Source organism: Methylobacterium gossipiicola, from assembly GCF_900113485.1.
GTDB lineage: Bacteria > Pseudomonadota > Alphaproteobacteria > Rhizobiales > Beijerinckiaceae > Methylobacterium > Methylobacterium gossipiicola.
Genome location: NZ_FOPM01000004.1, coordinates 132,311 through 145,283 on the forward strand (window position 1 = coordinate 132,311; position 12,973 = coordinate 145,283).

At 70.2% G+C, this 12,973-nt stretch carries 3 protein-coding genes; 1 reads left to right on the plus strand and 2 read right to left on the minus strand.

Going from position 1 to position 12,973, the window contains the following annotated elements; translation table 11 throughout:
- Positions 1-373 precede the first annotated feature (373 nt).
- Positions 374-10,120: an Ig-like domain-containing protein gene (locus BM249_RS04920; RefSeq protein WP_091969536.1), complete on the plus strand. Its 9,747-nt coding sequence runs from the start codon at positions 374-376 to the stop codon at positions 10,118-10,120.
- Positions 10,121-10,835: 715 nt separating this feature from the next.
- Here the strand turns inward: BM249_RS04920 and BM249_RS04930 are convergent.
- Both BM249_RS04930 and BM249_RS04935 read right to left on the minus strand, forming a co-directional pair.
- On the minus strand, positions 10,836-11,603 hold the full coding sequence (locus BM249_RS04930; protein WP_091969540.1) for an ABC transporter ATP-binding protein: 768 nt from the start codon (positions 11,601-11,603) through the stop codon (positions 10,836-10,838).
- Entirely contained in the window at positions 11,600-12,949 is a 1,350-nt protein-coding gene (locus BM249_RS04935) for an ABC transporter substrate-binding protein (RefSeq protein ID WP_091969542.1), read from the minus strand. Before BM249_RS04935 ends, BM249_RS04930 begins: the two co-directional genes overlap by 4 nt.
- Between the last annotated feature and the right edge of the window lie 24 nt (positions 12,950-12,973).

The following is a 12,973-nucleotide window of genomic DNA, read 5'->3' on the forward strand; positions in this document are numbered from 1 at the left end:
GTGCGATATTTTGCCCACCGCGATGTCCACCGAGACCATGACGCCGGATCGATCGTTAAAAAGACGCCAACATTTCGCTGAAACCAATCATAAATCTAGCCACCTCAGGTCATCGCTTGGCACAATTTACGATTTGCTTACGATACCTGCCGAAATCGGCCACAGAACGACCGGACATTCGGAAAAATAACGCCTGAGGCGTGGATCCGGCTTGAGGTCAGGCGGCTCTTCTGTAGGTTGATATATACAACTGGGATCAGAGCCGATCTGGCCCGACGACAGCCCTTCGAGTTCATCCTGGCAGGCCGACCGGCGCGCGCAGACACCGTCCGCGTCGAACGCGGAGGCTTGGCCGCAGAGACGGGAAACGCAGATGGCCGGTACCCTCGCTCCCCTCGTGCTCACGCTCTCGCCGTCGAGCGATACGGGCCTGCCCCTGGACGGGCTGACCCGGCGCAACGGCGTCGACATCGACATCGTCGGATTGAACGTCCTCGGCGGACCGGTGACGATCTTCGACGACCGGGACGGCAACGGTGTGCCGGGACCGGGTGAGATCCTCGCCACGGTTCCGAATTCCCTCCTCGGCTCGGTTCGCATCAACCTGCCGGACGGGACGCACAGCATTCGGGCAACGCAGACCACGCCCCTCCTCGGAACCGCCACCTCCCTGCCGCTCACCGTCCGGGTCGACAATACCGGCCCGACCATCGTGGCGGTGAACCAGCTCGACCTGCCCGGGCCCCTCGCGCTCCTCGATGTCCTCGGCGTTCTGCGCTACGAGGTCACGTTCTCGGAATCGGTGCTCGGCCTCACGGCCGACCTGTTCCAGGCCACCGGCACCCTGCCGGGCATCCACCTCGTCACCCTGCTGCCGTCCCTGACGAAGCCCAACACCTACATCGTCAGCATCGGGCTCGGCCTCGACGGCGTCAGCGTCGATCAGCGCGCCGGCACCCTCGGCCTCGCCCTCAATCCCGCCAACCTCTCGGGCGTCACCGATCTCGCGGGCAACGGCCTGCGCGGCGCCGATTTCGCCCAGCTCGCCCCCGTCAGCATCGGCCCGGCCCGCGAGACCGCCGCGGCCGACTTCAATGCCGACGGCCTCGGGGACGCCGCCTTCTTGGTGAACGACACCGTCGTGGTGACGCGCGGCACCGGCACCGGCACCCTCGGGGTGACCCAGACCGTGACTGTGGCCACCGGGCAGACCACCATCGCGACGGGCGACGTCACCGGCGACGGCCTCCTCGACATCGTCACCGCCGGCAACGGCCGGGTCCAGATCCTGAAGCAGGGGGCGGACGGCACGTTCTCGGTCACCACCCGCACCACCACGGGGGCGGACGGCGCCCTCGTGGCCGACGTGAACGGCGATGGCTATGCCGATATCGTCGTCAAGAACCTCACGGCCGGCACCGCCACCGTGCTCACCAACAACGGCAGCGGCACCTTCTCGGCCGGCAGCGCCCAGAGCTTCGGCGTGCGTCCCGACGCCTTCGTGTCCGGTGACTTCAACGGCGACGGCCGCATCGACCTCGCGGCGCTGGCCAATGGCGGCACGTCGCTCGCGGTCCTGACCCAGGCCGCCAACGGCACCTTCGTGCGCTCGGCACTCACGGTCGGCGCCAGCGCCGGCGGCCTCGCGGCGGGTGACCTCAACGGCGACGGCCGCGCCGAGATCGTCTCGTCCGGGACCGGCGGCACCCTGGAGATCCGGGGCACCACGGCCGGGGGCGCCGCCACGCAATCGACGCTTCAGGCGGGGGCCGCCGCCACGGATATCCGCATCGGCGACACCAACGGCGACGGCAACGCCGACATACTCTATGCCGGCACCGACGGCGCCGTGCGGGTGGTCTACGGCGACGGCGCCGGCGGCTTCTCGGCTCCCGTCATTCTCGAAACCCAGGCCGGGCTCGCGGCGCTGGCCCTCCTCGACGTCAACGGCGACGGGCGCCAGGACCTGGCGCTGGCCAGCGGGACCACCGGGACGCTTCAGGTCGGCACCGGCATTCCCGTGGCCGGGCTGCTGGGCACCGCCTACACCCTCGTGGCGCCCGGGCCGGTCCAGACGGTCACGTCCGTGCAGGTGGCGGGCGACAACGTCGTGAATGTCGCGGAGGCCGCCTTCGGCACCCTGCCGGTCACCGGCACCCTCGCGGGTCCCCTCGGCGCGGGCGAGACCCTCGCGATCCGGATCGGCGGCGTGGTCACGCCCCTCACCGGCGCGGCCGTCGTCACCGCCGACGGCGTCACCACCTTCTCGGGCACAATGCCGGTCCTCCAGGCGTCGGGCGACGTCGCGGTTCTGGTCCAGCGCACGGACGGCGCCACCTCGGCGGCGGTGACCCAGGCCGTCACCGTCGATCTCGTGGCGCCGACCCTTGTCGCCATCACCACCCCGGACGCGGCGGTAACCAAGGACACGGTCATCGACTTCACCCTGGCGTTCTCCGAACCGGTGTCCGGCCTGACGGCCGCGAACCTCACCCTCACGGGTACGGCTTCGGCCGGCCTCGTTCCCACCCTCGTGACCACGGATGGCGGGCGCACCTATGCGGTCACGGTGCCGGCCGGAACGGCCGAGGGCACCCTCGGCCTCACCCTCAACCCCGCCGGCATCACGGATGCAGCCGGCAACGCTCTCGCAAACCTCGGCGTCACCGTCGGCCCGACCCTGACCCTCGACCGCACGGCCCCGGTCCTCACCCTGCAGCCGCTTGCCGGGGACGGCGTGCTGTCACAGGCCGAACTCGTCGCCGGATTGGTGGTCACCGGCACCGCCACCGGCCTCGAACCCGGCGCCAGCGTCACCGTGATCGTCACGGACGCTTCGGGCACGCCGGTTCTCACGCAGGCGCCCCCCGTCACCAACGGCACCTTCGCCCTGCCGCTGGGGGGCGCGGCGCTGCCGGAGGGCACCTATGCCGTGACGGTGACCGCAGCGGATGCCGCCGGCAACGTCGCCACCCCGGCCGTCGCCGGCCTCACCGTCGACCTCACCGCCGATGCCGGTCTGCCCTTCACCCTCACGGCGGGCGGCGGCCAGCCCATCGGCCTTGCCGGCGTGGCGGCCGTCCCCCTGGTCGCCGCCGGCCTCGACGCCGGCACCACCGCCCTCGTCACCTTCACGGATGGCGGCGGCGCCACCGCCACCGCCACCATCGCGGCGAACGGCGCCACCACCCTCGACCTCAGCGGCCTCGACGGCGCGGTGACCTCGACGATCCAGCTCTCGGACGGGGCCGGAAACCTCCTGACCCGCCCCGGCCCGGCCCTGACCATCGACCTCGTCGCGCCCATCGGCCTCGTGACCCCCGTGGCCGCGCCGGCCCCTGCGACCCTCGCGTTCGACGTCGCCTTCCCGGAGGCCGTGACCGGCCTCGACCTCGGCGATTTCCGTGTCGTCGGTACCGGCTCGGCCGTCGGCACCGTCGTGTCGGCCACGGCGAACGCCAGCGGCGGCACCACCGTGGTGATCGGCAATCTGTCGGGCGCCGGCACCGTCGGCCTCGCGCTCGCGGCCACCTCCGACATCGCCGACGCCGCCGGAAACCTCGCGACCCTCGGTCCGGTCGCGCCCATCTCCCTCGATCTCGTCGCGCCGCTGCGGCCGGTCATCACCGGCCTCGTCAGCGATGCCGGCGTCCCGGGCGGCTTCCTCACGGACGACACCACCCCGACCCTCACGGGCACGACGGAGGTGGGCAGCACCGTCACGTTGACCTACCAGGGCCCAGGCGCCACGACCGGCACCCTCGCGGCCGTCGTGGATGCTTCCGGCACCTGGACCGCGACGGTGCCGGCGGCCCTGGCGAACGGCGCCTATAGCTTCACGGCGACGGCGGAGGATCTCGCCGGCAACGTCAGCCTGCCCGCCGCCCCGAAGGTGGTGACCATCGAGACCGCGACGGGACTTCCCTTCACCCTCACGGTCGATTTCGGCGACGGCCTCGTCAACCAAACGGAGGCGGGCGCCGTCACCTACGGCCTCACGGGCCTGCCGGCGGGCGCCATCCTGTCGGTGACCTTCACGGATGCCGACGGCACCACCGTCTCGGAGCTTCTCAGCGGGACCGGCGGAAGCCTCGACCTCTCGGCCCTCGACGGCGCCGTGACCTCTTCCCTCACCTACGTTCCGCCGGTCGGCGCGACGGTGACCCTCGGCGGGCCGGGGGCGACCTTCGATACCCTGCCCCCCGCCAATCCGGCGATCCTCGGCTTTGCCGGCTCCGGCGTGGTCCCGGTGACGACCACGAACGACACCACACCGGTTCTCGTCGGCACGGGTGAGATCGGCTCCACCGTCACGGTGACGGTGGGCGGGCAATTGCTCACCGCCGAAGTCGACGCGACGGGAACCTGGCACATCCCGGTGACGACACCGCTGACGGACGGCACCGTGACTCTCACGGCCACGGCGCAGGATGCCGCCGGCAACGTCAGCGGCCCCTCTCAGGGCCTCGCCGTGACCGTCGATCTCGTGGTCGATCGCGGCGCGCCCATCGCGGTCGCCTTCGACCTGCCGGCCGGCCGTGCCCTCAACGCCGCGGAGGTGGCCGCCGTCACCGGCACCGTCTCGGGCATCGACGCCGACGCCACCGCGACCATCACCTTCACGGGTTCGGGCGGTAGCGTGACGGCGCCCCTCGCCAACGGCCCCCTGGCGCCCACCAACCTGTCCGCCCTCGGCGACACCGTGACGGCGACGGTCTCTGTGGTCGATCTCGCCGGCAACAGCGCGACCCTCGCGGTCGGCAGCTTCGCCGTCGATGCCGTGGCGCCGGCCGCCACCATCGTGGCCGATCCGGCGGCGCTGCCGGGGGCCACGAGCGTGACCTTCACGGTCACCTTTCCGGAGGCGGTGACGAACCTCACCGCCGACGACTTCGCCCTCACCACGGGCGGCACCGCCACCGGCACCATCCTGTCGGCTCTGCCCGTCGCCGGGGGCTACAGCGTCACGGTCACGAACGTCTCCGGCACGGGCTCCCTCGGCCTCGTCCTCTCGGGCGGGTCCGACATCACCGACGCCGTCGGAAACCTCGCCGTCCTGGCCCAGGCCGGGCTGCACCTCGTCAACGTACCGCCGGTGCTCCAGCCCACCGACCTTCCGGTCATCACGGGCATCACCGAGGATACGAACGTCGTGGGCGACTTCGTCACCGGCGACGCCAATCCCCTCGTCAGCGGCACGGCCCTGCCGGGCGGCACCATCACAGTCACGGCGACCGCCTCCGGCGGCGTCCCCGTGAGCGTCACCACGCAGGTCGCCGGGAACGGCACCTGGTCGGTGCAGCTTCCGACCCTCGCGGACGACACCTACGGCCTCACCGCGACCCTCACGGATGCGTCGAACACCATGCTCGGGATGACGCCGAGCCGTCCCCTCGTTATCGACACCGTCGCGGATTCGGGCGTGACCGTCAGCCTCGCGGTGGCGGGAACGGCCAACGGCATCGTCGATGCCGCCGAGGCCACCATGGTCTCCTACACGGTGGCTGGGCTCGACGCGGACAGCACCGCCATCGCCCGCTTCGCGGTCGCGGGCGTCGTGAAGGACGTGCCGGTCGCCGCCGACGGCACCTTCGTGGTCGATCTGTCGGGCTTCGACGGCGTGGTCGCCACCAGCCTCGTCGTCACGGATCTCGTCGGCAACACCGCCACGGTGCCGGGCAACGCCGTCCGCTTGGCCACCGCCGTCACAGCGCTCCCGAGCATCGGCGCCATCACGGACGACACCGGGATCGACGGCGACGGCATCACCCGCGACACCACCCCGACCCTCTCGGGCACGGCGGAGGCCGACGCCTCGATCTCCGTCGTGTTGAATGGCCCGGCAGGCCCCCAGACCTTCCAGACGGTGGCCGACGGCGTCGGGGCCTGGACCCTGGCGGTGCCCGCCCTCGCGGACGGGGTCTACACGGTCACGGCCTCGGCCACGGGCTTGAGCGGCCTGCCGAGCCCGGCCTCGGCCCGGTTCAACCTCACCATCGACACCACCGCCGACGCGGTGCCGCTGGTGGCGGTGCAGCTCGCCGCCGCCGACACGAACCTCAGCGCGGCCGAGGCCGGGGCGGTGAGCTTCGAACTCACGGGCCTCGACACCGGCTCGTCGGGCACCATCGTGTTCACGGACGGCACCACCACGGTTCCCGTCGCGGTCGGGGCCAACGGGATCTACACCGCCGACCTGTCGTCCCTCAGCGGCGCCGTGACCGCCCAAGTGGTCCTGTCGGACATCGCCGCCAACACCGTCACGGCGAACCTCGCCCTGCCGGCGGGGCTGAACGTGGACAGCGTGGCCCCGACCGGCACGGCCGTGGCCGACCTCGCGGGCGGGGCCGCCGTCGCCAGCTTCACCTTCGCGGTCGACTTCTCGGAGGCCGTCGCCAACGTCTCGGTGGACGATTTCACCCTGACGGCATCACCCGGAATCACCGGCCAGATCACGGCGGTGACGGGAAGCGGCGGGGCCTACGTGGTGACGATGGCGGGTCTCCAGGGAAGCGGCACCCTCGGCCTCGGCCTCGCCGCCGGGTCCGACATCACCGATCTCGCCGGCAACCGCGCGACGCTGGCGTCGGACACCCGCGTGGTCGTCGGCGCAACGCCGGTCCAGCCCGTCATTACCGGCTACACCACGGATACCGGGGTGCAGGGGGATGGCATCACCGCCGACGCCGCACCGATCCTGTCGGGCGTCGGCCTGCCCGGCGGGACCATTACGATCCTCGACACCCTGGACCCGGGGGCGCAGCCCGTGACCACCACGGTGCTGGCGAACGGAACTTGGAGCGTCGCGGCACCGAACCTCACGGACGGTCCCCACGCCCTCGTGGCCCAGCTCGCGGATACGAACGGGACCCCCGTGGGTGTCTCGGCGCCGCTCAATCTCGTCGTCGATACCATCGCGGATGGGGGCGTGCCCGCCACGCTCACGGTCGACCCCGCCGGAGACGGTCAGATCAACGCCGCCGAGGCCGGTGCCGTGACCTTCGTGGTGGCCGACCTCGACGCCGTCGCCATCGGCACGGTGACCTTCCGCGACGCGACCCATGGCCTCACCGTCATGGACGTCCGCAACGGCCCCAACACCGTCGATCTCTCGGGCTTCTCCGGCCCGGTGACCGCGACCCTGATCATCCGCGACCCGGCCGGCAACACCGTCACCCGCGACGGTACGGCGATCACCGTCGATACCGTCGCGCCGGCGGGCACGGCCTTGCCCTCGACCCCGGCCGAGCCCGGTGCCGCGAGCTTCATCTACGCGGTGAGCTTTCCCGAGGCGGTCCTCAACGTGACGGCGGAGGATTTCCTCCTATCGGCAACGGGAACCGCCACGGGACGGATCACGGCGGTGACGGGCAGCGGTGGCAGCTACACCGTCACGGTGGCGGACATCGCCGGAACCGGAACCCTGTCGCTCGGTCTCTCGGCGCTCTCCGACATCGCGGACACGGCCGGCAACGCCGCGACCCTGCTCTCGACACCGAGGCCGGTCTCCATCGGCGCGGGGCCGCAACCGGCGCCCACGCTGATCACCGGATACGGCGACGACACCGGCATCCTCGGCGACGGCATCACCGCCGACCGGACCCCGACCCTGACCGGCACGGCCGAGGCGAACGGCACCGTCACGGTGACGTATGTCGAGGCGGGCATGCCGAAATTCGTCACGGCTGCCATCGACGCCAACGGGCAATGGAGCGTCGCCATCCCCGCCCTGGCGGACGGCGATTACAGCTTCCGGGCCTCGGCGGTCACGGCCCTCGGCGTCCCCGCCGGGACCTCCGCCGCCCTGCCGCTCACCATCGACACCGTCGCGGACGCCGTGCCGCTGGTCTCCGTCACGGTGGCGAACCCGGCCGGCACGGTGTTCACCCCGGCGCAGGCCGCGGCCGTGACCTTCACGGTGGCGGGCCTCGATCCCGGCTCCACCGCCCTGGTGACCTTCACGGACGGGTCCCGCACGGTCCAGGCCACCGCCGGAGCGGACGGCGCCTACCAAGCCGACCTCTCGGGCCTGACCGGCTCCGTGACCTCGTCCTTCACGATCTCGGACGTCGCCGGCAACACCGCCGGGGGCAACGGCACCGGCCTCACCATCGGGCAGGCCGGCCCCACGTACCCCGATCCGACGACCCCAGATCCGAACACGCCCTCCGATCCCGGAACGTCGCCGAACCCTCAGGCGCCTCCCTCCGTGGTCGCGCCCATGGTCACCGGTCTTCAGCCCGACACCGGCGTTCCGGGTGACGGCATCACCAGCGACGCGTCGCCGACGGTGACGGGCACCGGCACCCCCGGCGCCACCGTGACGGTGACCGTCACCGACGCCACCGGCCCCCGCGACGTGGCGGCGGCGGTGGGCGGCGACGGCACTTGGACGGCGAACCTGCCGACCCTCGCCGATGGCAGCTACGACGTGATCGTGTCGGGTCGCGACGCGGCGGGCAACGTCCTGCAGGCCGGACAGCCGTTCCGGATGACCCTCGACACCGTCGCCCCCGGGGCTCCCGTGGTGGCGGGCTTCACCGAGGATACCGGTCAGGTCGGCAACGGCGCCACGGCCGACACAACGCCGACCCTGTTCGGAACGGCGGAGGCGGGCAGCACCGTCGCCATCGCGTACGAGACGGCGAGCGGACCCCGGACGGCCACGGCCCTCACCGACGCGGACGGACGCTGGAGCCTCGACCTGCCCACCCTCGCCGAGGGGACCTACGCGTTCGTCGCCAGCGCGACGGATGCGGCGGGCAATCGCGGCCCGGCCTCCGCCGCCTTCGCCCTCTCCATCGATGCCCGGGACGACGGCTCCCCGGGAACCGGCGGCGGCAACGCGACCGACGGCAACCGCGCGCCGATCGCCGTCGCCGACACCATCGCGGCGGTGAACCACGCCCCGGCGGTGAGGGGCAACGTGCTCGCCAACGACAGCGACCCCAATGCGGGCGACACCCTGCACGTCACGGCCGTGCGCTTCGCGAGCGGGGGCACGGTGGCGGTGGCGGCGACGGGCACCACTACGATCCTGGGCGAACACGGCACCCTGCATCTCGCCGCCGACGGCAGCTACAGCTATCAGGCCATCGGCTCGAGCAACTTCGGCTCGGGCGACGAGTATCCCGAAGTCTTCACCTACACGGTGGCGGACGGGAAGGGTCTCACCGCCGCGGGATTGCTGACGGTGTCGCTCGCCGGCGCGGCCCCAGTCGCGGAGAAATCCTTCGGCTTCGCTTTCACCGAGGCCCGGGTGGAGGTCCTGGGCGAGACCCTGGTGCTGACGGGTCCGGACGGCCAGCATCACGACCTCAACGGGATCGGGACGCTCCGCTTCACCGACGGCACGATCCAGCAGAACGACGGGCACGGCGTGGTCGACGATGCCTGGTACCTCTCGCACAACCTCGACGTCTGGCGGGCCGGGGTCGACGCCGATACCCACTACGCCACCTACGGCTGGCACGAGGGACGCGACCCGAACGCCTACTTCTCCACCGGATCCTATCTCGGTGTGAATTCGGACGTGGCGGCGGCGGGCATCAATCCCCTGGAGCACTACGTGCAATACGGCGAACACGAGGGACGCAACACGAGCGCGAACTTCTCGGGCGATGCCTACCTCGCCCTGAACCCGGAGGTGGCGGCGGCGGGTGGCAATGCCCTCGAACACTACCTCGCGTTCGGGCGCGGCGAGGGTCGGACCGTGCAGGACGGGGAGGGCGCACGCGGCCATATCGGCGCCTTCGATCCGGGCTTCTATCTCGCTCAGAACCCCGATGTCGCGGCGGCGGCCCAAGGGCCGGAGGTGAAGATCCTCGTCTCCGACTTCGCCTTCCGCCACTACCTCGATTACGGCGCGAGCGAGGGCCGGGCTCCGAATGCCCTGTTCGATCCGGGCTTCTACCTCACCCACAATCCCGACGTGGCGGCGGCGGGCCTCAACCCGCTCCTCCACTACGAGGAATACGGCTGGCGCGAGGGGCGCGACCCCGGTCCGGGCTTCGACACCGATGCGTATCTCACCCGGAACCCCGACGTCGCCGCCGCCGACATCGACCCGCTCCAGCATTTCCTCGATTACGGCCTGCAAGAAGGGCGCATGCCCGTCTGATCCCGCTCGATAGGCCCGGCGACGCCCCGTCGCCGGGCCTTCTCGCTACCGGGCAAAGGGTATGCGGGCCTCGCCGAAGCCCCATCACACAGATTTCCGGGTGATGCCGCACGCAAACGAAAGATTCGCCCGAGCCGAAATCACATGGATTTCTAAAATTAATACGTCGTTATCCAAACTATACGATCGCACGGCACGCATCGCGGTGGAATCCGTTTCTCTATAGGCACGCAGATACCGCAAGACGTCCAATGCATCGAGGCAGACGATCCGGAGTTCGCGAATGTCGTATTCGATCTTCGTCCGAAAAGTTGGCTTCTCGCGACGTGAAGCACCGCAGATCCTAGCCTGCGAGATCGAGAGCGAAGGCGAAGCCTGCCGGATCGTCCGGAACTTGGCGCGGTCCTTCGGAGATTTCGGTGTCGATCCCTGCCGAAGCGTCTACTGGTTCCGCAGCCGGGGCAATCTGCACGAAATCTGGTCCGCGCCAGTCGATTAGGATTTGGACTGAACACCTCGACAGATCCCGCCTGGCGCGATGCGCCCAACCCCAACGCCCGGCCACAGAGCAAGGATAGACTACTTACTCGCACGACGAAACCACAGACAGCTATTCAGCCACACCTACACAAAGGTCGATGAGCTGCGCTTCCATGTTCGTCGCCCCCCCTTGGAAGATGATTCTTCACTCGATCGCATCCGAGAATGCGCTCGCTCACGCCATGGCGCGGGTGTGCGCGGCACCGGCGCCGAGATAGAACGCCTTGATGTCATCGCGCGCCCGGAGGTCCGCGGCAGCACCGGTGAGGACGCTGCGCCCATTCTCCAGCACCACCGCCCGATCCGCATGGCGCAGGGCGACGGTGACGTTCTGCTCGGCCACCAGGATCGTCAGCCCCTCATCGCGGTTGAGGCGCTCGAGGGTGCGGAAGATCTCCGCGACCACCTGCGGAGCAAGGCCCATGGACGGTTCGTCGAGGACGAGGAGACGCGGGCGACCCATCAGGGCGCGCCCGATCGCCACCATCTGCTGTTCGCCGCCCGAGATCAGCCCGGCCGCCGCCCGACGCTTCTGCAGCAGGCGCGGGAAGATCCCGTAAATCCGCGCGAGATCGGACCGGATGGCGGCGCGGTTCGAGCCGCGCCCGAGCCCGCCCGTGACGAGGTTTTCCTCCACGCTGAGCGCCCGGAAGCAGTGACGGCCTTCGAGCACTCCGACGAGACCGCCCCGGACGAGGGCGTCGGTGGACGTCCGAAACACATCCCGCCCGTCATAGACGATGCGGCCCGCCGTGACATGGCCGCGTTCGGCGGGCAGGAGGTTGGAAACCGCCTTCAGCACCGTGGTCTTGCCGGCGCCGTTGGAGCCGACGAGGGCGACGATCTCGCCCTCGGAGACGGACAGATCGACAGCCGAGAGGGCGCGCACACCGCCGTAGCGCGCCTCCAGGGACTCGACCCGCAGCAGGGCCGTTCCGCTCACGGGGTCGCCGCCACATGGGTGGGATTTTCTTCGGCGGCGCAGTTTCGCGGCGTGATGCCGTGCTCCTTGGCGTAGGTCGCCGACGACGCCTCGATGATCGGGCGCAGGGTCGCCCAGTCGGGTGCGATCCAATCGGACACGACGGTCCATTTGGCCCCGTCCCATTGCTGGAAGGTGACGCGGCCGTCGCCCTCGTGATTGGCGCAGGTGACGTTGATGGAGTGGAACAGGCCCTTGGCGCCCAGGGCTGCGACGCGGGCCTCGTCGAGGCGAAGGTGCTCGAAGCCCCAGCGGACCTCGTCGCCGGTGAGGGTCCGCCGACCGAACTTCGCTTGCGCCGCCCGCACCGCCTCGACGTTGAGGATGCCGTTCACGATGCCGAGGTTGTGGTAGACGCTGCCGATGCGCTTCTTGTCGGCGAGATTGCCGGCGTTGCCGTCGTAGACGGTCTTGATGATGTCCTTCAGCACCGGATATTCGGCGCCCGAGGCCTGCGTGGTGATGGCGACGTAGCCCTTGGCGGCGTCGCCGGCGGGGATCACGTCCTCCTCCGAATTCGACCAGACGTTGCCGACGATGCGGCTGGCCGGAAAGCCCGTCTTCTGCGCCGTCTTCAACGCCACCGGGTTCATCACGCCCCAACCGCGCAAAACCACGTAATCGGGTTTGAGACGGCGGATGGTCAGCCACTGCGATTGCTGCTCGTTGCCGGGATGCGGCACCTCGATCTGCTCGACCTTGAACCCGTATCGCTTGGCCAGGAGTTCGTAGATCGGGATCGTCTCCTTGCCGTAGGGCGAGCCGTGATAGAGCACCGCGATGGTCTTGCCCTTGAGCTTGTCGAGCCCGCCCTCGCGGCCGCCGAGATATTCGACGATGCCGGAGGTCTCGCTGTAGGGGTTGAGGAGCAGCGGAAAGACGTAGGGAAAGACACGCCCATCGGTGGAATCGGTCCGGCCGTGGTTGATGGTGACCAGCGGCACCTTGTCCTTGGTGATCCGGTCGATCATCGCGTAGGCGATGCCCACCGAGAGCGGGTTCCAGGCGGCGATGCCGGGACGGGACTTCAGCCGCTCGTAGACCTCGACGCCGCGTTCGACCTCGTACTGGGTCTCGCCCTCGCTCCAGGTCAGCCGGACCCCGTTCACGCCGCCGTCCCGGGTGTTGATGAGGGTCAGGTAATCGATGAAGCCGCCGAAGAAGCCGGTGCCGCCGGCCGCATAGGGTCCGACCCGGTAGCTCTGGAGCGGGAAATACTGTTCGTCGGCAATTGCCGAGCCGGCGAGGGCGGCGAGAGCGGTTCCGGCGGCGAGGGCGGCGCGCAGGCGCGTGTCGAGACGAGACATGGAACGTCCTTCGGTTCGTCGATG

Coding starts and splice junctions, on each gene's coding strand:
- BM249_RS04920 (WP_091969536.1), top strand. CDS start 374: ATGGCCGGTACCCTCGCTCCCCTCGTGCTCACGCTCTCGCCGTCGAGC.
- BM249_RS04935 (WP_091969542.1), bottom strand. CDS start 12,949: ATGTCTCGTCTCGACACGCGCCTGCGCGCCGCCCTCGCCGCCGGAACC.